This is a genomic window from Kiloniella spongiae, from assembly GCF_001026905.1.
Classification (GTDB): Bacteria; Pseudomonadota; Alphaproteobacteria; order Kiloniellales; family Kiloniellaceae; genus Kiloniella; species Kiloniella spongiae.
Genome location: NZ_LAQL01000006.1, coordinates 18,425 through 42,173, shown reverse-complemented (window position 1 = coordinate 42,173; position 23,749 = coordinate 18,425). Strand labels below are relative to the sequence as shown.

Below are 23,749 nucleotides of genomic sequence, written 5' to 3'. Positions count from 1 at the left end.
TGCCTCCTAGGCGATATAGCTTAACAGGACGAGATAGGTAACGATTTCACACAGTTGTACTGCTGTGCCGAGAACATCACCCGTATACCCACCAACCTGCCGCATTGTTAGCCATGATAAAAACAAAATCATTAGGACATTGGAAACCAGAACAATCAAGACGGATAGTGGGGGAAGAAAAATAAAAAGTAACAACACAGTCAACAGTAGGCTGCCGTAGCTGCTACGTAATTTGGGTTTTGCGGCGGTCGCGGCCATTCCGCTTTTCTTGGCCAAGGGAAGATGGCTCATCATCAAGGGTGCCAAACCTCTGCCAATCATATGTGCGGAAATATAAATAGAGAATATCTGGATTAGGATTGCCCATTGATAGGGGGCGGCACTTATGGGGCTTAGTTGTGCTAAAGATAGCAGGCTACCCAACAAGAGCGTTCTGACCAGAACAGAGATGCCGAGAGCAAGGACACCATAACTCCCAACGCGACTATCCTTCATGATCTCGAGCTTGCGTTCCGGGTCGTGACTGCCACCAAAGCCATCAGCGACATCGGCGAGGCCGTCTTCGTGCAGAGCGCCTGTGACAAGAATGCTGGCGACAATTGCAAGAAGGGCACAGACATAGAGCGGCAATGAGAGATAGAAGCTCAAGACCAGTACTGTGGCACTGATGAAACCGACCAAAATGCCGATAAGTGGAAAAGACCAAGACGCTTCTGCAAGGCTGCGACTTGTTGGGTTACCTTCTTTATCCATTGGATAAGGCACAGGTATGCGTGTCATAAAAGCAAGGGCGATACGTATATCTTGTTCAAACTGCTTTATCATGTTCAGCCATTGATGTGATTTATCGTTCTGTTGAGCTGTCATGTTGCCTTATCCGGTGTATATGCGACAAAGAGAGTGGTTCAGAGGTAAAGACAACGGCCTGCTGCTATGTTATGGCTTGGGCCAGAGCTTTAAAACCGATTAAATCGGGTTATCAACGCACAAAGAAACAAATGCCGCCCCAAAGCGGTTCTGTAAAGCTATTTGATAACCTGAAGACATCGCAATCCTGTGTTAAATCAGGGGCAAGGGAGATAACAAACTATGTCAGATGCGGCATCTATTTCGACGCTGGATGAAATTCATGTTCTGCTAAAGGAATTACCGGGGCCAAGCCGAGAAGCTGCAAAAGCCGCAGAAGAAAGGCAGACACAGCTCACGAAACCCTTGGGTGCATTGGGTCGGCTAGAGGAATTGGCCATCTGGCTTGCTGCATGGCAGGGGAAGAAAAAGCCACAGGTGGATCGCCCATTTACGGCTGTTTTTGCCGGAAACCATGGTATTGCGGCGAAGGGCGTTTCGGCTTACCCGACTGAAGTTACCAAGCAAATGGTCGCCAACTTCATCCATGGTGGTGCAGCAGTGAACCAGCTTTGCGGATTGGCTGATTCAGACTTGCGTGTGTATGAATTGGCTCTGGATGAGCCAACGGCTGATTTCAGTGAACAGCCTGCGATGGAAGAAGAAGATTTTGTCCGTGCGATTGCCTATGGAATGATGGCAGTGGAAGAAGGCATCGATGTTTTGGCCGTTGGTGAGATGGGTATTGGCAATACCACATCAGCCGCGGCGATTTGTATGGCGCTTTACGGCGGGGATGCTAGTGATTGGGTTGGGCGTGGTACGGGGGTGGATGATGAAACACTTGCCCTGAAGACCAAGCTGATCAATCAGGCTGTTGAATTACACCAACCAACTTTTACTGATGATCCCCTTCAGATTTTACGCTGTGTTGGCGGTTTTGAACTCGCGGCTATTGTTGGTACTGTTATTGCGGCACGCCTCGCCCGAACACCTGTCGTTCTAGATGGCTATACCTGTACTGCAGCTGCCGCTGTTCTTCATGCGATTGATGACAGGCTTCTCGATCACTGCGTTGTCGGACATCAGTCCGTAGAGCCTGGTCATCAAGCTCTCATGACTAATATTGGTAAAGAACCTTTGTTGGATTTCAATATGCGTCTGGGGGAAGGTTCCGGGGCTGTGCTTGCAATACAGATTCTAAAGGCGGCATGTGCTTGTCACAATGGTATGGCGACCTTTGCTGAAGCCGGGGTTAGTGGCCCGGCTTAATTCCAATTTTATGAGAAATACGAAGAGGTTTATTGGGGGAGTAGCATTGCTATTCCCCCATTTGTAATAAGAGGCCGCGTTTCCTTGCGACGTGGTAAGCCCATAAAAACACACCGATTGCGATAGAGAAGTAGAGTATATTTAAGAGTAACGAATGGATAAAAAGGTCAAGTTGAAAGCCCTGATCAAAAAGAATGGCGCGCATACCTTCAAATACTGGTGCAGTTGGCAATCCCCAGGCAAGTGCTTGCAGCCATTCCGGCAAGATGTCTACGGGGTAGTAGACTGCTGAAATTGGCGCAATCAAAAAGATGGTCAACCAGGCCATGGATTCAGCCCCCAATCCAACTCTAAGAATAAGAGCGCAGACCAAAAGACCAATGGTCCATCCCATCATCATCAGGTTACTGAAAAATAATATCAGTGGTAGCCCTAGATCATAGAGGGATACTTCATAAAACAGGATTGCAAGGAAAGTGGCCGGCAGAATACCTATGAGCGTTCTGATCATACTCATGACCATCAGAGCAAATAGAAACTCATAAGGACGCAAAGGGCTAACAGCCAAATTGCCAATGTTACGGGACCAGAGCTCTTCCAGAAAAGAGAGGCTGAAACCAAGTTGTGCACGAAAGAGAATATCCCACAGAAGGACAGCTGATACCAAAACGCCCGCGGCTTGGGCGATATAGCTGCTGTTTGTTAACAGGAACTGTGTAATGAAACCCCAAAGCACAATCTGAATTGATGGCCAATACATAAGTTCAAAAATACGGGGCCAGGAAGCACGCATCAGGTATAGATGGCGCATCATAACAGATTGTATGCGGATCAATGCAGAACGGTTACGCCTGATTTGGGGAATAGTGGCTGTGGTTTGGTTTGATGAATTTGACATCTCAAATATCCCCATACTCTAAATCATCATGAGGTGGTTTTCTCGATATATCATTGCCATCTTTACTCGCAGAGTCCTTCCGATTTCGGGCAATATCAAGAAAAACTTCTTCCAGATTTGTTCGGCTATAACGATGTAATAGATCATCTGGTGCGCCCTGATCGACAATCTTGCCGTATTTCATCATTAGGACGTTGTCACAAATTCTCTCTACCTCGGTCATGTTATGGGATGCGAGTAAGATCGCTGCGCTGTTTCGTTTTTGATATTCTTTTATATAATTTCTAACCCAGTCAGCGGTATCTGGATCGAGTGAGGCCGTTGGCTCGTCCAGCAAAAGAATTTCAGGTTCGTTAATCAGGGCTTTGGCGACAGAAACACGGGTTTTTTGTCCTGCGGACAGGCTGCCGGTTGGGCGGTTTAATAAGTCGAGAAGGTTGAGTTCTTCTGCCAAAAGCATCAAGCGTTCTTTGGCGTTGATAATGCCATAGAGTTTACTGAAAAACATAAGATTTTGTTTGACAGTCAAGCGTCTGGGTAGATCTACGTAGGGTGAGGAAAAATTCAGACGGTGCATGACTTTGAAACGGTCTTTGACCATGTCTTCACCTAGTACCTGAATCGTCCCTGATGTTGGTAAAAGAATACCAAGAAGCATGGATATGGTGGTAGTTTTACCCGCGCCGTTGCCGCCCAACAAGGCGACGGTTTCGCCCGGTTTCACGGCAAAAGAAATTGATTTTACGGCAAGAACATCATCATAACTTTTGCTGAGGTTCTCGACATGAATAGCGTGCTGAGTCATGGGCTTAATATAATATGGTTGGAAAAGTGATCTTGTTCTGTTTTGCTATAGAATGATATCTATTAAATTGTGATGCCACAAAAATCTTATAAATTATAAAGATTTACCCCCTGAGAGTACAAAGCCGTAGATGGATAGAGCCTAGAAGATGGAAGCAAACCAGTGAGTAGTACATTCCGACTGGAACCTGAAGTAGGATTACATCCTGACCAGGGACGTGTCCGTTTAAGAACGCTGGTTTTCATCAGGTGGATGGCAATCTGTGGACAAACAGCAGCGCTGTTGATTGCTCATTTTGGCCTTGGGTTGGAGCTGCCGCTGGTTGCTGCATTTTTAGTGGTTTTGACATCGGGTGTCTTAAACATTGCACAGGTAGCGACGCGACCGGCGTCGTCTTGGCTGCGTAACAAAGAAGCAACCATGGCATTAGCGTTTGATTTGATTCAAATCTCGGTGCTGTTGTCCTTAACAGGTGGTCTGACAAATCCTTTTTCTATCCTGATCCTTGGCCCGGTAACTGTTTCGGCTTCCATTCTCACCAGACGCAGTACAATTTGCTTAAGTATCTTGGCAATTGTCGCGGTGACAGCCGATGTTTTCTTCTATTTGCCGCTTCCTTGGCCTGAAGGTAGTTTTTTCCTTCATTCGCTTTATCTCTACGGTTTGTGGGCCGCGTTAGTTTTTACGGCAATTTTTTTGGCAGTTTATGTTTCTTCATTAACAGAAGAGGCCCGATCAATGGGAATGGCGCTGGTGGCGTCGCAAATGGCCTTGGCCCGAGAGCAAAAGTTATCAGCATTAGGGGGATTGGCCGCCGCCGCTGCTCATGAACTAGGCAGCCCTTTGGGAACAATGCTTGTTGTTGCAAAAGAAATGAAAGAGGAGTTGCCGCCAGATGATATTTATCTGCCGGATGTCGAACTTCTTATTAGTGAAATCATCAGGTGTCGGGAAATTTTGCAAAATCTTGCTGCTTGGCCGGAAGAAGATGGAGGGGACCCCTATAACTTTATGCCGATTCAAAGCCTTGTTGAAGCTGCTGTGGCTCCTTATGAAAAGTTGGATATTCAGACGGTTATTGAGGCCAAATCGCGCGATGATTCCGGAGAGGGTACAAGCATTGAGCATCCCATGGTCGAACGAAGCCCAGAAATTTTACACTCGCTGGGGCTTTTCGCTCAAAATGCAATTCAGTTTGCGAAAGAAAAAGTCGATATATCACTGGTCTGGGATAAAAGAACAATTACTCTTACTATACATGACGATGGTCCTGGCTTTGATCCACAGGTTCTCGGCCGTTTAGGCGATCCCTTGCTCTCCAATCGAGAGCATGCACAAAAAGCTGTGGTTCAAAAAAACTTGGACCGCCGTAAGGAAGAGGATGGGGACCATATGGGGTTGGGAGTTTTCATCGCAACAACCCTTCTTTCTCACACGGGGGGGAAAGTAACATACTCTAACCATGAAGTAGGTGGTGCCGTTGTTAATATTGTTTGGCCCAGGCATCGTCTCGAAGTTGCAACTCAGCCAGTGTGAATGGCATAGAATTTGAGTTTTAGCTAATTTTAAGTGTATGAATTTTTTGCAAGACAGCTGAGCTTAATGCATCTTTGACCGTCTGTGTCAGGAAGCATAGAATATGATGAAATAACAAAGAATAGAATTGTCTAGGGGTAACAAGTAATGTCAGAATCACAGGACGCGGAAAAAAAGAAGCTGCTGATTGTTGATGATGATGAGCGTTTTGCAGAACGCTTGTCTCGGGCCATGGATCGTCGCGGATTTGAGCCTGTTATTGCCAACTCAGTTGCAGACGGCATCCGTTTGGCGCATTCAGAAGCTCAGGAATATGCAGTTGTTGATTTGAGGCTGCAGGATGGATCTGGTCTGGATGTGGTCAAAGCGATCCACGAAACATCCGAAGATGCCCGTGTTGTTGTTCTCACAGGTTATGGAAACATTGCGACAGCTGTTGCTGCGGTTAAAGTTGGTGCTTTGGATTATTTGCCGAAACCTGCTGATCCCGATCAGGTTGCTGCGACCTTGTTACAATCTAGCACCGACGGTGATATGCCTCCGCCGCCTGAGCTTCCTATGACCGCAGATCGTGTGCGTTGGGAGCATATTCAGCGTGTATACGAACAATGTGATCGTAATGTTTCTGAAACAGCACGTCGTTTGAGGATGCACCGCCGGACACTGCAGCGTATTTTGGCAAAGTATGCTCCGCACGCTTGAGGCCTAAAAGGTGCTTTTCTTGACAGGTTACTCTAGGTTTTTGCCTCTTGGTCAGCTTCAGCCCTATGGCGCCCCATTGCATCGGCCAGACTTTTGGATTGCTCTTTTTTAGATGCGGCCCAGTTTTTTACAAACTTATCAATAAAGAAGCCTTGCATGAGCTTAATCCCAAGCTCATGCGACGTTGCGATAGCTTCTTCGGCGCCACAATGGCAAAGAATCATCCTGTTAGGGTCAACTTTTTTAATTGTGTTTCTTATATCATCACCACGTGGTGTTTTCAAAAACTTGGTTAAGTCCTGGTTCCATTGCAGCTTAATGAGATCAAAGCCCATAGTGCGGCGATCAATCATTGGCAAAGACAGATGGGTAATACCGTCGAGACAAATTTTGTAACCGCGTTCTCTTAAGAAGTCGCGGGCAAAGGTAAAGCTGCCGATATCAGCAAAAACGTCCAAAAGTTGGAATTCTATCACAATAGAACGGCGAACGGATTCCCCTAAGGTATGGTCCAGTTTCAAAAATTCATCAGACAGTGCTGTCGCAACATTCAGGTTCAGGCTATAGGATCTTGTCAGCGTTGAATCGTCGTTTTGGCGAAGGATGACCAGCATACGCTTGTCGAGATATCGGGTTAAATCCTGAAAGAGCCAACGATTGGCAAGTAAATCATGGGTTGGCAGTAGTGTTTGTTGAAGCTGATCAATCGAAAAGAAGAGTTCTTTGAATAGAGCTTCAGGTTTTTGATCTTTGTTAACCAAAAATATCGATTGTCGTTTCATGAGGCTGGATAGATCAGCCTGATTAATTGCCTTGGAAACCGCATCTAAGTGTGAAGGCATGAGCGGAATTTTGGGCTTAGCGGCTGGTTTGCCATGTATTGCGGCAAGTGCCTCTGCTTTTTCTTTGCGGATTTGTGTTTCAAGATCTTCATTCATCTTGACCGCAAGGGCAATTAAATCAGCATATTCGTGTTCTAGATCAAACCAACTACAGAACTGATCCGCTTGTATATCATAATCACCAGCAAGCATAGGGTCATCACTGAAAAGATAACGAAGCCTCAGGATGGTTTCATCAATCTGAGCAACGGTTGCGTTTGTTGTGACAACAACAAGGTCATTGTTGTGTAGTCTGAAAAGAGTGCCCGAAAATTTTGCAATTAGATCTTCACAGGCATTTTGAGCGATACGTAAATGATGATCCCGTTGATGGTATGGGCGTAAATGCGATAAGTGAATATGTACCGCACGACGGTTATCGGTTTGTTTGCCGATCCGCTTCACATAATCCAAAAAGACCTTTTCTTGACTGAATTGGCCTTCGGGTTGCTTTGTTGAAGTCGAGTTATCCATAAGGGTAGGCTACATTACATCCAGATTTCACCATCGTGTGTAACATTATTAACCTTGAGAGTCTTCAAAGTTCGTTAACCTTACCGGAATGACCTAAATCTGTAACTTTTTCAATCAAAATATAGCTCTATCAAAAGACTTTCCTTTAAAAAACTTGCCCGCTGTCTGAATTGATAGCAAAAGATAGACAAGAAATTTTATGGATATTGGTTTGCATTCGGATGACTTTGGAAACTCGCCCTTCTATTAATTTATTAGATTTAGTTGCTCGTGTTGATGATTTGGCTGGTGCGCGAGTACGAACCGTTGGCGATCTTATGCTTGATCGTTTTATCTATGGCAGTGTCGATCGAATCTCCCCCGAAGGGCCAATTCCTGTCCTGAAAATCAATCGTCAGGTCTCTATGTTGGGAGGATCGGGAAATGTTCTTCGTAACTTGGCGGCAATTGGCGCGTCCACAAATTTTGTTGCGGTCATTGGGGATGATGTTATTGGCCAAGAGGTCAGTGATCTTGTTCGAAAGGAAATTGGCCAAGAGCCGTTGAACCTTGTCATTGAAGCTAAGCGTCAAACAACCATCAAGGAACGTTTTGTAGCGAGCAACCAACAGCTCTTGCGAGCTGATAGAGAAATGGATCGCGCCCTGGCTCGGGAAACTTGTTCCGAAATTGTAAAGCGCGTTCAAGAGAACCTTGATGCTGTACCTGTTCTGATTCTGTCTGATTACGATAAAGGGGTTTTGAATCAGGAAACGTTGGGTAAAGTTATTGCTGGAGCCCTGGAAGCCGGATGCCAAATAATCGCAGATCCAAAAGGTCGGGACTATAGTATCTATAAAGGCGTAAGTATCGTTACGCCAAATCGTAAAGAGCTGCATGAAGCAACGGGTATGTCTGTTGATGGAGATGCCGCGGTCGTTGCTGCCTGTAGGCGTCTTATTGATACATGTGGAATTAAAGGAGTTCTGGCTACGCGCAGTGAAGAGGGGATGACGCTGGTAACGTCGGACGGTGCTGTGGAACATCTTGAGGCTGAAGCGCGGGAAGTTTTTGATGTTTCAGGCGCAGGTGATACGGTTGTTGCTGTATTGGGCGCGGCACTTGCTGCCGGATTGAACCTTCTTGAAGCATCATGGCTCGCAAATATTGCAGCTGGTATTGTTGTTGGCAAGACTGGTACGGCTGTTGCCTATGGTAGTGAAATCAGGCAAGCTCTTTTAGCTCGAAATGGGCACTTCAGCCAAACGAAAGTTGCTGAGTTAGATGCTGTCCTTCACCGTGTCGATCAATGGCGTAAGGCTGGCTATAAAGTCGGATTTACCAACGGTAGTTTCGACCTTCTTCATCCCGGTCATATTGCATCATTGCAACAATCCAGATCAGCATGTGATCGTTTGATTGTTGGATTGAACACAGACGCTTCTGTGAAGCGTTACAAAGGAGAAAGTCGCCCCATTCAGGATGAGAATGCACGGGCGACGGTTTTGGCTGCTTTGGAAATTGTCGATCAGGTTGTTTTGTTTGACGAGGATACGCCCTTAAAATTGATTGAAGCTATTTTGCCTGATGTCTTGGTCAAAGGGGCTGACTACACGCTCGATCAAGTTGTTGGGGGTGACGTCGTAATCAAGAATGGCGGGCAAGTCATTCTCGCTGATTTGAAAGACGGATTCTCCACAACGAATACCATTGCAAGAATTGATAAAGGTAAGGAATAGAGTATTTTCTTTGTTCTTTGTTTCAAGAAAATACTCTTTAGAGAGGCCTTTTGCGTCGTTGAGGTCGACTGTAAATTGATAGTTTACACAGAAATTATTTTATCCAAAAAAATGGATGAGTGCAGCGATCATGATAGCTGGTGCTAACCAGAAAGCGCTTGCAAGAGCATAAGCCACATACCCAGAAGCCTGTCCTTCGGATTTCAAGCGTTCGTAAGCACGTCTTTCGCGTCCAAGTAAAAAGATCAAATAGAATCTGTGTCTACCAAAGGGGATGGATTTTCTGACTTCGACAGGATGTTTCGCATAGCCACGTGCCCCAAACATTTGTTTGATGGCGTGTTTTTGGTCATGAGTAAAGCTTGCGGCAATATCGGGATCAATGCGGCAGAAGTAATGTTTGATAAATGGGTCTTCTGAAAAACCGGATTGTTTATCCACATCTGCTTCAATGTTTGTATTTTGCGTTCTCTCGTCTAATTCAACCAATGCCATGTCCCCTGTAATGCGCATACGCGCACTACCCCCTATAATTTATTTTATTAAGGGTAGTGTGACTCGATTCATTTGATTAAACGTTAACGATTTGAATCAGTTAACTTCTAGAGGTTGATAAAGGCGCCTTTTTCTTTGTCATAGCTAAACAATTCACCAGTAGAAAAGTCAAAATACCACCCATGTAACTGGACTCTTCCGTCTGCAACTCTTTCTTGAATGAAAGGGAAAGTCATTAAATTTTCCAGTGAGTTAAGGATAGATGCCTGCTCAACAGCACGCTGTAACTCTTCGCCCTCTTTATCACAGCAACCGGCTTCTTCTTTTGCGTCTTTCGCAATTTTTATCCAGTTGGCGATAAACGAGCTGTCATTGGAGTCGTCAAGGATACCATCGACAAGAGCTTTGATACCGCCGCACATCGCGTGCCCCATAATAATGATATGGGGGATGTGAAGTTGTGTAATTGCATACTCAAGCGCGGCTGATGTACCGTGATGACGATCATCTGCTGCACAAGGGGGGACAAGGTTGGCGACATTACGGACCATAAATAGATCACCAGGCAGCGTGCCCAGTATCGAAGACGGTTCAACACGGGAATCACAGCAACTGATGACCATCGCTTTTGGTGATTGCCCTTTTTTGGCGAGAGATTGTAATAGTGCTTCATCTCTGCGGTAATCTATCGTGTGATAAGCGTGGTAGCCTTTGATCAGTGAATTGATTTCGCTCATTTGGCATCCTATATAGTCGTTGTTGTATTCCCAGACAGGGATTGAGTATCCGGTTATCGATATTTTGTAAATATTTTCGCAGTTGCTTTACGCTTTTTGATCAGAGAGCGTATATGTTTGAAACTGAGTTAGGGGAAAATCTTGAGTAGCAATCAGGAAAAACAACGTTGTGGCTGGGTTAGTGATGAACCCTTATATCTTGATTATCATGATGAAGAATGGGGCGTTCCGATAACGGATGATCGCGAGCTTTTTGAAATGCTTATCCTGGAAGGTGCTCAGGCTGGATTATCCTGGATAACCGTGCTGCGAAAGCGTGAAAATTACAGATGTGCTTTCGCTGGTTTTGATCCGCATAAGATTGCAGGTTTTACTGAGGATGATGTTGAACGCCTAATGTTGGACGCAGGTTTGGTTCGCAACCGTTTGAAAATCAATTCGGTGATTAGTAATGCGCAGGCCTGGCTGGAGATTATGAAAGCGGGCGAAGGAGCTTTTCGAGATCTTGTCTGGTCTGTTGTTGGGGGCAAGACACGTGTGAATGCGTGGACTGATTTATCTCAGGTACCAGCTTCGACAGAGGAATCTGAAAAACTTTCCAAGCTATTGAAGAAAAATGGTTTCCGGTTTGTGGGGCCGACAATTTGTTATGCCTTCATGCAAGCGTGCGGCATGATCAACGACCATACTGTCGATTGTTTCTGTTATAAAAAACATGCACCTAGAATTTAGTGAGCTTTAAAATGAATTTGCAATTACGTGATATTATCAACAAGGTATCTTTGTGTTTTGGCGTCAGTCTCCTTGTTTTCTCTTCAGCTGTTCAAGCCGAAGAAATAGGAGAAGTTGATACAGTCTTTAAATGGTTAGGCCCTAACCATAAGATTGTGATTGAAGCCTTTGATGATCCAAAGGTCGAAGGCGTCGCCTGTCACCTTAGTCGCGCAAAGACCGGAGGCATATCCGGCGCAGTTGGATTAGCGGAAGATACGACCGATGCATCCATTGCCTGTCGCCAGATAGGTCCGATTAAATTCCGGGAAGAGCTCGAAGATGGTGAAGAGGTTTTCACCAAACGGACATCGCTTGTGTTTAAAACCATGCAAGTGGTTCGGTTCTTTGACGAGAAACGTAATGTTTTGATTTATCTCGTTTACAGCGACAGAGTTATTGAAGGTAGCCCAAAGAATTCGATTACTTCTGTACCGATTATGCCTTGGAACGAAGGGTAATCAAGGTTAGGCCTTACATGTAACAGAAAAGGGGCTCATTGCGAGCCCTTTCCTGTTACCCCTTATTGAGGGGTGTTTCAGGCTCAAGTCCGGGAAGGCTTCGAATTTGAGCTGGAGATTCGGGCAAGCTGGCCACATGCAGAGTTGATGTCGGGAAAGCAAAGGCACTGTCATTGTTTTCGACAATTTCTTTTAGTTTTAGGGCAAAATCTTCTTTTATGTTCATCCAGTCGCCCCAGTTTGTTGTCTTGGTGAAGCAATAGATCATAATATCAATGGATGAACTGTTGAAAGAATCAACATTCACGAGGGTTGTTGCACGGGCATCATCGGTCTCAAATGCTTCTGTGCCATACAGATGATCTTTGATCTCTTGCACGATTTTGCGAAGCTGTTCACTTGTCGTGTCGTATTCGAGGCCGATTTTCCAGTAGATACGTCGATTGGTCATTTTGGAAAAATTGATCACCGCATTGTCGGCAAGCTTGGCATTTGGCACATAGACAGGTGCTTTATCAAAGCGCCTGATACGGGTGGAACGGAACCCGATATCTTCGACAGTTCCTTCAACTATGCCTTCGATCCGTACCCAATCGCCACGGCTAAATCGCTTTTCTGCAATGATGAGGATTCCGGCAATCAGATTCTTGAATAGATCCTGGGCACCAAGCGCGACGGCAACACCAAAAAGACCAAGGCCCGCGATGATAGCGCCAACATTGATACCCCAGAGTTCGAGAATACTGGCCGCACCGAGCAGAACGACGCAAATTTTAAGTGCTTTGATGATCCAGTCGACCATAATACTGGTGAGGACTGTCGTGAATCGGTGAAGCAGAAAATCCAGAGGATCTATCAGCTTAAAGACGGCATAAAAAAGCGTATAAGCAATCAGTGAACGCACTAGATTATTGCCCAATACGGCGGCTTCTCCGCCAAGGTTTAAGTGATCGAGCGCGAAGAATACACCAAGGGCAATCGGGATCATACGTATCGGGCCTTCCAAAGCTTCTAACGCATGGTCATCCACAGAGTTTTTGGTTTTGCGCGTTAGAGCTCTGAGGCGATTGATGACCAACTTGGAAAACAATCCCCTGATAACAAGAAAAGCAAAGAAAATTGCTATGGATGTTACAATGTGGCCAATGCTGAGCCCAAAGACACCCTGATTCCAGACTTCGTGTGTTATTTCCCAGAAAGTTGATAAATCTTCCATGATATCTCCCCGTTTATGCGCGAGGGGAGTTTGCTCAGGGAGGCCTTTGTCGTCAAGAGTGAAAGCAGTGCTGTCTAAGCCTTAGAAAATAACTTTGGCCTCTTTAATCAAATAATGCATCAATATCATCTTGCCCCATAGCTTCCAAATCGATTTTTTCTTCTTCAGACATTCCACCAGCCATCATGTTACCGGAAAGCGTAGCTTGCCAGTCCATTTCAATTTCCATGATTTTATCGGCAGGCAAGACATTGTGATTGCCATGAATGACGGCACTGGCAATGTCGATCATGTGGCGGATATGTGTAGAAGCATCAGGTACTAATGCGGCGATGGAGACATGATCTCCTGCTGCCAAAGCTTGCTGTATGGCATCTGTACTGTCTTTGATACCTTTGTCTGCCAATTCAACTGCTTTATCGAAAGGGATCCGAAATTCTGTCGGAGCAGATTCGTAAGCGGCAACAGCCAGTTCTTTTGCCTGAAAACTACTATCAAGAAAGTGCTGTTGATAGCTTTTAGGTTCCCAAGCCTTAACTTCTTCAAAAAGGTCCGGCATGTCAGGCACCATTTCCAGCATCATCACAGCTTCATTGAGATGATTTAAATAATCTGTTGCTAGAAAGCTGGTCTCATCAATGTTTGAGCCAGGTAATTGTGCCTTAATACTTTCAAGATCCACGTAGCTCTCACCTTCATCAATTACAGTTTCCTGATTAGCTACCATCATACGGTGTCGTTAATCTATTTTCTGCCAACTATATAAATTTACCCTTAACCCGGTGCTGATAATCTGCACTTTGGGAAAAGTAGTATTTGATTTTAGCATAAGGCACGGTAAAGAATATCTTAATTGGCGATATTACGTATACTGTAATCACTAATTATTGATGATGTCATTATCAATAATTAGTGGAACGTTGAGCGTACTAATGTCTTAGAGGCCAATGCCATTCATTTATTTTCAGAGACTTTTTAAAACAATTCTGCCCGCATCACTTTTGTATCAGTTACACTGACCACACCAATATGGCGATCAAGCAACGGGAAAATACTGTCCAGTGTCTTTTCCAAACGTTCAGGATTTATCAAGCATACAACGGCTGACATACCCTGTGCACGGCTGATTTGACCTGCTCTACTCCAATGTCCGGAACTTCCTGAACCGCCAGAAACAGGTAAAACGCTGAATCCCTTTACGCCTGCCTGGATCAGTAAATCTGTTAACCGATTTACCATGATCTTTTCGATAATAATTTCGACTCTCTTGGCTTCATGCATATCCATTTTACGATCCGATCACAGCAGTTGCTATAGTAACATAAAGTGGAATACCCACCGTTAGATTGAATGGGAATGTTACCCCTAAAGACAGTGTTAAATAAATCGCGGGGTTTGCTTCCGGTACTGCAACACGCATTGCTGCTGGCACAGCGATATAAGAAGCAGACGCAGAGAGCACCATCATTAAAACGGTGCTTCCAAGCGATAAACCAATTGTAATGGCAAAGATTAAGCCAATTGTTGCCCCTGCTAATGGCATGATTACCCCGAACAAAACCGCCCGACCAGAAACAGCTCCTTTAGCATTGATCAATCCTCGTCCGGCAACGAGTCCCATATCGAGAAGGAACAGGCATAAAACGCCTTTAAAGGGAGCACTTATAAAGGGCGATATTTCTGTGAAGCCATCTTTGCCTGTGACTAAACCTATAAAGAATGAGCCAATCAACAAAACAATTGATCCGTTTAGCAGGATTTCACGCATCAATGCGCTGTCTAGTCCTTTTGACGCTTTATTCTTTCCTGAAATCAACCAAAGCGCGGATATGATTGCAGGTGCTTCCATCGTCGCCGCGACAGCGACCATATACCCATCATAGGTAATGCCTTGTATCTCTAAGATAGATGATGCTGCCACAAATGTTACAATAGATATTGATCCATAATGTGCTGCTACTGCTGCTGCATCGATCGTTGACATCTTAGTCATTATGCGCAGCAAAACAAAAGCAAGAAAGGGCAACAGAGCGGATAAGATGATACCAGAGAGTAACGATAATATTAGCTGTAAATCAACACCATAACCAGAAAGACTCGCGCCACCCTTAAATCCAATTGCGAACAGCAAATAAAGGGACATGCCTTTGGCAATAGCTTCCGGAAAGTTCAAATCAGACTTGGCGAGTGCTGCTGAAAATCCCAATACAAAGAAGAGTATTATGGGGGACAGTAAGTTTTGTTGCGCGAGTGAAAAAAGTTGTTCCATAAAACCTCGACGTAGGCGCTATAAGTCATAGCGTTACAATAATATCCGCCACGTAAAACTTCATTCTTTACGCATAATTTGTTTCCGCTTTCTAGAGCAGTTTTTCCCTTTTGTTAAGGCGTTTTACTGATTTATTTGAACAGGTGACCATTTTACGAATCAGTAGATGAAGTCGTTGTGCTCAAAGAAACCATTCTTCGTCGTGTCGTATCTTTTTGGCTTATATCAAGTCACGACCTGAATGGTTTCTTCCTGGCGTTTCAGATGCTTATTGTAGTGGTTTTCAACCAGACGGAAGATCCAGATAAACACGAAGGTCAGCACGAAATAGAAGACACCTGCGGTAATGAACGCCTCGTACGGAGCGTAGTAACGGGACTGAACGATACGTGCTGCACCAGTCAAGTCAACAAGCGTTATGGTACTGGCCAATGCACTGCCGTGAAGCATAAAGATAACTTCGTTGGAATAGGCTGGCAGAGCACGCCTTAATGCACTGGGGATGATTATCCGCCTGAATATCAAGAACTGGGACATACCACAGGCTTTTGCTGCTTCGACTTCGCCAAAGGATGTCTGTGCCATGGCCCCGCGAAAAATTTCCGTCGTGTAAGCTGCTGTGTTTAAGGTAAAGCCGAGTAGTGCAAAGAAATAAGCCCCTTTCAGGAAGTTAAATTCTTTGGTCAGGTCGCTATAACCTTCAAACTGTCCTACACCGTAGTAAAGAATAAATAGCTGTACGATGAGGGGTGTTCCCCGGAACGCATAGGTAAATGCAAAGACAGGGTAGTTTATCAATGGGTTTTTAGATAGGCGCATAACGGCCAGCGGAATCGCAAGAAGAAAGCCGATCAAAAGAGAGAGTGGAACAAGTTTGACTGTTAAGAGCAGGCCTTCAAAATATAAAGGAAGCTCGTCCAGTATGATTTGGAAATCCATTAGAGCGCACTCCTTACGCCAGCTGAATAACGCTTTTCAATGACCTTCAAGGCCCAGATTGATAGAGTTGTTAGGATTAAGAAGGCTACAGCAGCTGTTAGATAAAACTTAAATGGCTCGCGCGTTGCACCTGCTGCAAGGCCTGCTTTACGCACCATATCTTCTAGGCCGATAATAGATGTGATGGCACTGGCTTTCATGAGAACAAGCCAGTTGTTCCCAATTCCCGGTAAAGCGTGGCGAACCATTTGTGGAAAGAGAATGCGTCGGTTTATCTGGAATTTTGTCATACCATAAGCGGTACCAGCTTCCAGCATGCCACGATCTACAGCCATGATGGCCCCGCGAAAAGTCTCGCCCATGTAGGCACCAAAGATAAAGCCAATGGTCAGAACACCCGCAATAAAGGGATTGATATCTATATACCCCCAGTCAAGGTAGGGTTCAGCCGCTGTTTTTAGGGAATCTCCTGCTCCGATTAGCTCACTAAACCATGCTGTTAAATTCAGTAGATTTTCCGGCAGATTGTTAACAAAAACCTGACCCCCGAAAAAAATCAATAGCATCAGAACAAGGTCGGGAACACCGCGAATGATTGTGGTGTAGCTAAAGGCGATTGAGCTGGCTATTTTGTTGTTTGAAAGCCGCGCAAGAGCCGCGAATATCCCCAGAATAAAGGCAACCAGTAAGGATGCCAGAGAGATGGAGACGGTAATAATGCCGCCACTCACAAGGATGCTATATCCGTAGCCATCAAGGTTAATCATTTTAAATCTTCCGATTTTAACCCTATTCAATTAAGGCTTTTTAAAAAAGCACCCCAGATCCCGATATTGATAATTTGGGTTCTGGGGGTGCTCTTTTATTATTTAACCAGGATACAAGATGGTTATTCCATCGTTGTTCTTAGTAGATATCAAAGTCGAAATACTTGTCATTGATCGTCTTGTAAACACCGTTTGCACGGATTGCTTTGATTGCAGCGGAGAAACGATCACGAAGGTCGGTATCTGATTTACGAATGGCAATGCCGGCACCATCACCGAAGTATTTAGGATCGCTGTAAGATGGACCGAAAAGTTCGAAATCTTTGCCAGCATCGGTTTTAACGAAACCATCATCCATTGCAATGGAGTCAGCAATCAGAAGATCAACGCGACCCGCTGCGATATCAAGGTATGCTTCGTCCTGAGTACCATAACGTTTGATCTCTGTGTCAGGGAATTCAGCTGTGATGAACGTATCGTGGATTGTGCCGCGTTGTACGCCGACAGATTTACCCTTCATGCCTTCAGCTGTGATTTCGATGCCAGAACCTTTTTTACGAAGGAAACGTGCAGGAGAATTGTAATATTTCTCAGAAAAATCAACTTTCTTTTTACGCTCTTCGGTAATGGACATAGACGCGATGATTGCGTCATATTTTTTAGCGTTAAGCGCAGGAATGATACCATCCCAGTCTTGAACGACCAGTGTGCACTTTACTTTCATTTCTTCGCAAAGTGCGTTGGCGATATCGATATCGAAACCAACAACGTTACCATTGGTGTCGATGCTGCTGAATGGAGGGTATGCGCCCTCAACACCGATACGCAGGTCTTTTGCTGCGACAGCGCCAGCTGTGAATGTCATTGCTGCGGCTACAGCAGTTACAAGAAATTTCTTCATTTATTGGCTCCCTAAATATAGTTGTTATACCTGTTGTTTATTTTATTATTTTAGATTTCCAGCGATAAACTGTTTGAAACGCTCTGATTGTGGATTGGTGAAAATCTCTTGCGGATTTCCTTGCTCCAGAATATGGCCTTTGTGTAAGAAGAGCGTCTGGTTTGATACTTCCCGTGCAAAGCCCATTTCATGCGTGACAACGATCATTGTGCGACCTTCTTCGGCGAGATCACGGATAACTTTCAAGACTTCACCAACCAATTCCGGGTCCAAAGCTGATGTCGGTTCATCAAAAAGCATGACGGATGGATTCATTGCCAGTGCACGCGCGATTGCTACACGTTGTTGCTGGCCGCCGGACATGTGTGCAGGATAGTAATCCTTGCGCTCGTAAATGCCGACCTTTTCCATCATTTCGTTTGCACGCTCAGTGGCTTCGGCTTTGCTTAGACCAAGAACGTGAATGGGGGCTTCTATAATGTTTTCCAGTGTTGTCATGTGAGACCAGAGGTTAAAACCCTGGAACACCATCGACAGTTTGGAACGAATGCGCTCGATTTGTCTGTTATCTGCGGGGACAGGTTCACCAGATTTGGTGGTTTTCATGTTGATGAGTTCACCACCAACGGTCACCTTACCGGAGTTTGGGGTTTCTAAAAGGTTGATGCAACGTAGAAACGTACTCTTGCCGGAACCACTGGATCCCAGCATAGAAATGACATCACCCTCATGAGCAGTTAAGGAAACACCTTTTAAAACTTCGATATTGCCGAATGATTTATGAATGTCTTCACAGACAAGTGCAGGTGTTTTATCCACCATAGCCGCGGCGTTTGACGCCATAGGTTATGTCCCCATTGTTGAATTATCTTCTTATTTTGCTTCCTAATGAAATTAGTGTGGTTTTTTCATTATGAAAAGCAAAAAAAATATATACAACTTCCGTAGATGTTTTTAAGGCAAATTTTTAAAGCCCAAGTTCTTGCTTTAACTTTTGAATTTGGCCTCGCGCCTCTTCTGCATCAGGTTGTTTTTCTGCAGCCAGTTCAGCATTTTTTAGGGCTTCAAGTACATCCGATGACCTGTCTAGTGTATGATAGGAACGTGCCAGTTGTATCCAACCTTGTAAATCGTCTGGCGTTTCTGATAATCGATCGGCTAGTCTTTCGACCATACCGTTGATCATTTCGGTTCTTTCTTCTGCGCTTAGTTCTGCGGCTGCGGCCATATCTTCAGGGGAAGGTCCTGATTGAGCCTCGTTCTGTTGCTCTGTAGTTTCCGTTGGTTCCTGTGCTGGATAAGATGCAATAAGTTTTTCCGGGTTCATCTTTTCCAGATTGGCAAGCCCGACAATTTGAGCATCCAATACCTGAAGCCAAGGGTCTGCTGCGGAAGTGTACGTTCGTAGGGTTAACCAAAGTTTGAGGGCATCTTCGTTTGCGCCAGCTTGCGTTAAAGCTAGGCCGCTATAAAACAGTCCGCGTGGATCTCGCGGGTCGAGTTCAAGTGTCTTTCTGAAGAGTTCAAGTGCCTCGGATGAGACTTGGCCCTCTGCCTGAGCGACCATCATTTCGGCAACAGCACTGTAAATCATCGGGTTAGGTGGGTTGTTTTCCATTGCTTGACGAAAAGCTTTTTCCGCGCGGGGGAATTGCCCGATCTCTGCATAGGTACTGCCCAGCAGCATCCAGCCTTCCAGATTTTGAGGATCGTTTTCCAGGCGAGTTTGTAACTTTTGTGCAAGCGCCATCATTTCGGTATTGCGCTGATTGTTTTGCTGTTGAGCAATTGCCATGCGTTCTGAGGCAATGTCGCGCTCGGCGAGTGGCATGCCCGGAATACCAGGTTGCCCCAAATACATGTAAAGCACTAATCCAGCTATTGGAAATATAACAATCAAGCTTCCCAGTAATCCTTTCATCGCGTTTGGTGATAAGGGGTGGCCTATTGTTGAGGCTGACTGTTCTTGGTCTGTGTTTAGAATACGCCGTTGAATTTCTATGCGGGCGATTTCTGCCTGAGCTTCGGCAATGTTTCCTGCTTTCAGATCCTTGTCTATTTCTTTCAACTGATCTTTATAAACGGCAAGATCTGATTCAGCTGTATCGGCAGGCGCAGTCTCAGCCTTTCTTGCCAGTGGTTTGATGAGAACCAGAAGAGAAAGTGCTGTCAGTGTTCCAATGATTGCCCAGAAAATCATGAGGTTTCTCCTGAATTTGAGCTTTTTGTCTTCTTGTCTTCATCCAAAAACTGATTGAAACGCGCTTCTTCTTCTGGGCTAAGTGGCTTGGCAACTTTCAGGTTTTTGTTTCCTCTGTAAAAAAAGATCAGGCCGATGCCGCCGACACCAAAAACGAGAAGGGGGCCGAACCAAAGCAAAAAGGTGGCTGTGTTAAAGGGGGGGCGAAATAAGACGAAATCGCCATAGCGGGCCGAGAGATAGCTTTTAACGTCATCGTCACTATCACCGGCAACAAGCCTTTCTCTAACAACAATCCGTAGCTCTTTCGCGAGATCGGCATTTGAGGAATCGATAGGCTCATTCTGGCAAACCAAACACCTGACCTCTTTTGAGATCTCGCGTGCACGTGCTTCAAGAGCTGGATCATCAAGGATTTCATCCGGCTCGAAAGCCTTCACAGAATTACTGTTGGCTGTGAAGATCAAAAGAACGGCTGCAAAAAGAAATAAGCCACGCATAGGTAAATAATTTCCCTGATATAAAAGCTGTGCCAGACTAGTTTTGAGCCTGAAGGTTATTGATAATCGGTAAAATCGTGTTTTCCAGATCACCCGGGTTCAACGGTCCGACATGCTTGTAACGTATGGTGCCAGTGGCATCGACAATAAAGGTTTCGGGAACACCATAAACGCCCCAGTCTATCCCGGTTCTGCTTTTGGGATCTCTGCCAACTCTGTGATAGGGGTTTCCATTTCGTTTCAACCAATTGAGTGCATCTTTGGGTTTGTCGCGATAATTGATGCCATAGAGGTTAATATCATTGCGTTTGCCAAGTTTGACCATGTCGGGATGCTCGGCAAGACAGGGAACACACCAGGAGGCAAAAATATTTACAATAGACACTTTGCCATTGGAGGTTAAATCAGCTCTGGAGAAGCCGGGCACGCCGAGATTTTCCAAGGCAGTCAGATTGAATTCCGGTGCTGGTTTGTCGATTAATACGGATGGCAGAATTTTGGGATCTCTTCCCGGTTTTGTCAGGGCCCAGAAGAAATAGCCGAACAAAACCAGTGTGATCAAAAGCGGAAGCGTAAAGAGTATTTTTTTATTCATGCTGCGGCATTCTGATGAGATTTCTGTTTACGCTTCCCTTGTTTTCGTTTTCCAGCAGGTGCCCCCACCCTGAGACGTCGATCCGCAAGTGAAAGTAATCCGGCTAACACCATCAAGGTACATCCGAACCAGATCCAGGTGACCATAGGCTCGCGGTATATGCGAACCGTCCAACCGCCGTCTTCAACCTGATCACCGATAACGGCATAGTAGTCACCAACAAAAGTTGAATAGATCGCAGCTTCTGTCGTTGGCATTTTCTGAACGTTATAAAGGCGTTTTTCAGGTTTCAAAATGGCCATAAATTCACCGTTTTGACTAACCGTAAAGGTACCTTCCACGGCCTGATAGTTGGGGCCAGTCAGTTCACGGACACCATCAAAACGGTAATCTGTCCCGGCAACGGAGATCGTTTCGCCCGGTTTGAGAACAGCAACATCTTCGACTTTCCACGCGGATGTTGAAATCATGCCTGCTACGGCAATCGCAAGCCCCCCATGAGCAAGTGTCATGCCCCAAGCAGAACCGGGAAGTTTCACCATGCGTTGCCAGCTTGTGGCAAGGGGCGCGCGGAAAAGTTTTATTTTATCTGCCCACTCGCTAAGGGTGCCTAACAAAAGCCAAGCCGCCATTCCAAGGCCTAAAATTGCAAGGAGTGGTCCACCTTCGGTGATATACCAGGCGGCTAGAATAGCCAGAATTGTTGCCAGGCCGGCATATTTTAAACGGCCAAGAACGCCGATCAAATCGGCCCGCTTCCAAGGAAGCAGAGGGCCAACGCATACAAGTAGAAGCAAGGGAACCATAACGGGGACAAAGGTATTGTTATAGAAAGGCGGCCCGATCGAAACGCGACCACCGCCCAAAGCTTCCATAAAGAGTGGATAAAGTGTGCCAAGGAAGACAGTTGCACAGGCTGTGCTGAGCAAAAGATTATTTAAGAGTAGTCCACCTTCGCGACTGATCGGTGAGAAAATACCTCCCGCTTTTAGTGATGGTGCGCGAAAGGCAAAAAGAGCCAATGATCCGCCAATAGCAATAGCCAGAAGGAAGAGAATAAAAATACCGCGTTCTGGGTTCACAGCAAAGGCATGAACTGAAGTCAGTAGGCCCGAACGTACAATAAAGGTGCCAATAAGAGAGAGGGAGAAGGTCAGGATTGCCAGTAAAATGGTCCAGACCTTGAGAGAGTTCCTTTTTTCGACCACGATGGCGGAGTGCAACAAGGCAGTTCCCATGAGCCATGGCATGAAGGAAACATTCTCTACGGGATCCCAAAACCACCAGCCACCCCAGCCAAGTTCGTAATAGGCCCACCAGCTACCCAGCGCGATACCACCTGTAAGGAAAGTCCATGCTGTCAGTGTCCAAGGGCGAACCCAACGCGCCCATGCTGCATCAACCTTGCCTTCGATAAGGGCGGCGATGGCAAAGGAAAAGGCTACGGAAAAACCGACATATCCGATGTAAAGCATCGGCGGATGGAAGGCCAAACCCGGATCTTGCAAAAGGGGATTGAGATCACGGCCGTTTTCTGGCGGCACGAGAAGGCGGGTGAAGGGATTGGATGTAAAAATCAGGAAGGTTAGAAAGCCAACGCCAATCATGGCTTGTACTGCGAGAACCCGTGCTTTGAGTGTTACTGGCAAGTTTCGACCAAAAGCAGCTACTGCAGCGCCAAACACAGCCAAAATAAGGATCCATAAGAGCATAGAGCCCTCGTGGTTTCCCCAAACACCGCTGATTTTATAGAGTAATGGTTTTGTGGAGTGAGAGTTCTCAGCGACATTGACGAGGGTAAAGTCAGAGACAATGTAAGCTTGAGTTAGGCACCCAAAAGCAAGAATAACAAAAAGCAATTGAACCAATGATGCTTGACTACCAAAAGCCATCAAGCGGCTATCAAGTCGTTCCGCGCCAATTAATGGCAGGATTGATTGAGCAATCGCGGCAAGCAGGGCCATAATGATGGCAAATTGTCCAAGTTCAGCAATCATTCTGTTACTTGCTCCTCATCTCCACGCCATTCTCCGGATGCTTTCAAAGCTTCAATAACTTCGGTAGGCATGTAATTCTCGTCGTGCTTTGCCAGAACTTCGTGGGCAATAAACTCACCCTTTTCGTTCAGGCTACCTTCGGTGATCACACCTTGTCCTTCGCGAAAGAGATCGGGAAGAATGCCTTGGTAGGTGACGGCAACAGTTTCTGCGCCATCTGTAATGGAAAACTTAACCTTGAGGCCATCACCCAACTTCTCGAATGTACCATCTTCGACAAGACCACCCAGTCTAATCGCCCGGCCAATCGTGACCTGTTTCGTTTTCAGATCCGAGGGGCTGTAAAAATAGGTGATGTTATCATCCAGAGCAGTTAATACGAGCGCTGTCGCAGAGGCCAGCAAAGCAATGGCGACCACGAGTACATACATTCTACGGCTTTTCCGCGTCATGGGCGGGCTGTCTCTTCCTTGTGACCAGATTGTTTGGTTGAATCCTGAATGTTTTGGAATTCTTCCAGCTCAGCTTTGTTTTTCCGCAGGCGTTGTAAGGTCGTGACAAGCAATCCCAACATCACTGCAGCCGTCAAAACGTAGGCCGTCCAGATGTAAGCGCCATAGTTTCCCATAGAGAGAAAATTCGTTATCTGTTCCATACTGTCCTGCGTAACCTGAGTTGTGCCGGGATTATTTATATCACTTCCCGGCTTCTTCTCTTACTTTTGTAGATAGACATAATTCTGTTGTTTAAACACTAGCGCATTATGTCA

General features: G+C 45.6%; 26 protein-coding genes. 6 read left to right on the top strand and 20 right to left on the bottom strand.

All coding sequences use genetic code 11. From position 1 onward, the window contains the following. Nucleotides 1-6 precede the first annotated feature (6 nt). Nucleotides 7-867: an adenosylcobinamide-GDP ribazoletransferase gene (gene cobS / locus WH96_RS09140; protein WP_047763873.1), complete on the bottom strand. Its 861-nt coding sequence runs from the start codon at nucleotides 865-867 to the stop codon at nucleotides 7-9. Nucleotides 868-1,089: 222 nt separating this feature from the next. Between cobS and cobT the strand changes: the two genes are divergently transcribed. Then, nucleotides 1,090-2,118 carry a nicotinate-nucleotide--dimethylbenzimidazole phosphoribosyltransferase gene (cobT, locus tag WH96_RS09135; protein ID WP_047763872.1) on the top strand — a complete coding sequence of 343 codons (1,029 nt, stop codon included), beginning with the start codon at nucleotides 1,090-1,092 and terminating at the stop codon, nucleotides 2,116-2,118. A gap of 49 nt (nucleotides 2,119-2,167) precedes the next feature. On the opposite strand, the gene WH96_RS09130 is transcribed toward cobT, so the two are convergent. Further along, nucleotides 2,168-3,016, bottom strand: coding sequence for an ABC transporter permease (locus tag WH96_RS09130; RefSeq protein WP_047763871.1), 849 nt, complete (start codon nucleotides 3,014-3,016; stop codon nucleotides 2,168-2,170). A 1-nt stretch (nucleotide 3,017) separates the two neighbouring features. After that, nucleotides 3,018-3,821 carry an ABC transporter ATP-binding protein gene (locus WH96_RS09125; RefSeq protein WP_047763870.1) on the bottom strand — a complete coding sequence of 268 codons (804 nt, stop codon included), beginning with the start codon at nucleotides 3,819-3,821 and terminating at the stop codon, nucleotides 3,018-3,020. A 162-nt stretch (nucleotides 3,822-3,983) separates the two neighbouring features. Here WH96_RS09125 and WH96_RS09120 point away from each other — a divergent pair, with 162 nt between their 5' ends. Next, on the top strand, nucleotides 3,984-5,357 hold the full coding sequence (locus WH96_RS09120; RefSeq protein WP_204248163.1) for an ActS/PrrB/RegB family redox-sensitive histidine kinase: 1,374 nt from the start codon (nucleotides 3,984-3,986) through the stop codon (nucleotides 5,355-5,357). Between the two features lie 147 nt (nucleotides 5,358-5,504). After that, complete coding sequence (locus WH96_RS09115) at nucleotides 5,505-6,059, top strand: ActR/PrrA/RegA family redox response regulator transcription factor (protein WP_047763869.1); 555 nt, start codon at nucleotides 5,505-5,507, stop codon at nucleotides 6,057-6,059. A gap of 32 nt (nucleotides 6,060-6,091) precedes the next feature. Here WH96_RS09115 and WH96_RS09110 read toward each other — a convergent pair whose 3' ends face one another. Further along, nucleotides 6,092-7,414: a hypothetical protein gene (locus WH96_RS09110; protein ID WP_053005796.1), complete on the bottom strand. Its 1,323-nt coding sequence runs from the start codon at nucleotides 7,412-7,414 to the stop codon at nucleotides 6,092-6,094. Between the two features lie 221 nt (nucleotides 7,415-7,635). Between WH96_RS09110 and rfaE2 the strand changes: the two genes are divergently transcribed. Beyond that, complete coding sequence (rfaE2, locus tag WH96_RS09105) at nucleotides 7,636-9,132, top strand: D-glycero-beta-D-manno-heptose 1-phosphate adenylyltransferase (protein WP_047763868.1); 1,497 nt, start codon at nucleotides 7,636-7,638, stop codon at nucleotides 9,130-9,132. A gap of 99 nt (nucleotides 9,133-9,231) precedes the next feature. Here the strand turns inward: rfaE2 and WH96_RS21310 are convergent, their stop codons facing one another. Together WH96_RS21310 and WH96_RS09095 are read right to left on the bottom strand one after the other, a co-directional pair. Continuing rightward, nucleotides 9,232-9,645, bottom strand: coding sequence for a hypothetical protein (locus tag WH96_RS21310; RefSeq protein WP_053005795.1), 414 nt, complete (start codon nucleotides 9,643-9,645; stop codon nucleotides 9,232-9,234). Between the two features lie 89 nt (nucleotides 9,646-9,734). After that, nucleotides 9,735-10,364 carry a carbonic anhydrase gene (locus WH96_RS09095; RefSeq protein WP_047763867.1) on the bottom strand — a complete coding sequence of 210 codons (630 nt, stop codon included), beginning with the start codon at nucleotides 10,362-10,364 and terminating at the stop codon, nucleotides 9,735-9,737. A gap of 141 nt (nucleotides 10,365-10,505) precedes the next feature. Here WH96_RS09095 and WH96_RS09090 point away from each other — a divergent pair, with 141 nt between their 5' ends. Then, nucleotides 10,506-11,096, top strand: a complete 591-nt coding sequence (locus WH96_RS09090; RefSeq protein WP_047763866.1) for a DNA-3-methyladenine glycosylase I — start codon at nucleotides 10,506-10,508, stop codon at nucleotides 11,094-11,096. An 11-nt stretch (nucleotides 11,097-11,107) separates the two neighbouring features. Beyond that, nucleotides 11,108-11,596 (top strand): CreA family protein, encoded by a 489-nt coding sequence (locus WH96_RS09085; protein WP_156176761.1) that lies wholly within the window; start codon nucleotides 11,108-11,110, stop codon nucleotides 11,594-11,596. A gap of 55 nt (nucleotides 11,597-11,651) precedes the next feature. On the opposite strand, the gene WH96_RS09080 is transcribed toward WH96_RS09085, so the two are convergent. The 14 genes from WH96_RS09080 to ccmD form a co-directional block, all read right to left on the bottom strand. Then, entirely contained in the window at nucleotides 11,652-12,812 is a 1,161-nt protein-coding gene (locus WH96_RS09080; RefSeq protein WP_047763865.1) for a mechanosensitive ion channel family protein, read from the bottom strand. A 103-nt stretch (nucleotides 12,813-12,915) separates the two neighbouring features. Further along, the gene (locus WH96_RS09075) at nucleotides 12,916-13,542 is read right to left on the bottom strand and encodes a hypothetical protein (protein ID WP_053005794.1); all 627 of its coding nucleotides are present in this window, start codon (nucleotides 13,540-13,542) and stop codon (nucleotides 12,916-12,918) included. 245 nt (nucleotides 13,543-13,787) lie between these two features. Then, complete coding sequence (locus WH96_RS09070; protein WP_047763864.1) at nucleotides 13,788-14,099, bottom strand: P-II family nitrogen regulator; 312 nt, start codon at nucleotides 14,097-14,099, stop codon at nucleotides 13,788-13,790. Nucleotide 14,100: 1 nt separating this feature from the next. Next, nucleotides 14,101-15,081, bottom strand: a complete 981-nt coding sequence (locus WH96_RS09065; RefSeq protein ID WP_047763863.1) for a sodium-dependent bicarbonate transport family permease — start codon at nucleotides 15,079-15,081, stop codon at nucleotides 14,101-14,103. A 225-nt stretch (nucleotides 15,082-15,306) separates the two neighbouring features. Continuing rightward, nucleotides 15,307-16,020: an ABC transporter permease gene (locus tag WH96_RS09060; RefSeq protein WP_047763862.1), complete on the bottom strand. Its 714-nt coding sequence runs from the start codon at nucleotides 16,018-16,020 to the stop codon at nucleotides 15,307-15,309. Then, nucleotides 16,020-16,787 carry an ABC transporter permease gene (locus WH96_RS09055; RefSeq protein WP_047763861.1) on the bottom strand — a complete coding sequence of 256 codons (768 nt, stop codon included), beginning with the start codon at nucleotides 16,785-16,787 and terminating at the stop codon, nucleotides 16,020-16,022. Before WH96_RS09055 ends, WH96_RS09060 begins: the two co-directional genes overlap by 1 nt. Before the next feature lie 139 nt (nucleotides 16,788-16,926). After that, complete coding sequence (locus WH96_RS09050; RefSeq protein WP_047763860.1) at nucleotides 16,927-17,688, bottom strand: ABC transporter substrate-binding protein; 762 nt, start codon at nucleotides 17,686-17,688, stop codon at nucleotides 16,927-16,929. 45 nt (nucleotides 17,689-17,733) lie between these two features. Further along, nucleotides 17,734-18,531, bottom strand: coding sequence for an ABC transporter ATP-binding protein (locus WH96_RS09045; protein ID WP_156176760.1), 798 nt, complete (start codon nucleotides 18,529-18,531; stop codon nucleotides 17,734-17,736). Between the two features lie 124 nt (nucleotides 18,532-18,655). Beyond that, complete coding sequence (gene ccmI / locus WH96_RS09040) at nucleotides 18,656-19,888, bottom strand: c-type cytochrome biogenesis protein CcmI (RefSeq protein WP_047763859.1); 1,233 nt, start codon at nucleotides 19,886-19,888, stop codon at nucleotides 18,656-18,658. Next, complete coding sequence (locus WH96_RS09035) at nucleotides 19,885-20,388, bottom strand: cytochrome c-type biogenesis protein (RefSeq protein ID WP_047763858.1); 504 nt, start codon at nucleotides 20,386-20,388, stop codon at nucleotides 19,885-19,887. The genes ccmI and WH96_RS09035 overlap by 4 nt, the downstream gene beginning before the upstream one ends. A 37-nt stretch (nucleotides 20,389-20,425) precedes the next feature. Next, on the bottom strand, nucleotides 20,426-20,983 hold the full coding sequence (locus WH96_RS09030; RefSeq protein WP_047763857.1) for a DsbE family thiol:disulfide interchange protein: 558 nt from the start codon (nucleotides 20,981-20,983) through the stop codon (nucleotides 20,426-20,428). Then, complete coding sequence (locus WH96_RS09025; RefSeq protein ID WP_047763856.1) at nucleotides 20,980-22,980, bottom strand: heme lyase CcmF/NrfE family subunit; 2,001 nt, start codon at nucleotides 22,978-22,980, stop codon at nucleotides 20,980-20,982. The genes WH96_RS09030 and WH96_RS09025 overlap by 4 nt, the downstream gene beginning before the upstream one ends. After that, nucleotides 22,977-23,432, bottom strand: a complete 456-nt coding sequence (ccmE, locus tag WH96_RS09020; RefSeq protein WP_047763855.1) for a cytochrome c maturation protein CcmE — start codon at nucleotides 23,430-23,432, stop codon at nucleotides 22,977-22,979. The genes WH96_RS09025 and ccmE overlap by 4 nt, the downstream gene beginning before the upstream one ends. Further along, a complete protein-coding gene (gene ccmD, locus WH96_RS09015; RefSeq protein WP_047763854.1) occupies nucleotides 23,429-23,635 on the bottom strand; it encodes a heme exporter protein CcmD in 207 nt (68 codons plus the stop codon). Before ccmD ends, ccmE begins: the two co-directional genes overlap by 4 nt. Nucleotides 23,636-23,749 lie beyond the last annotated feature (114 nt).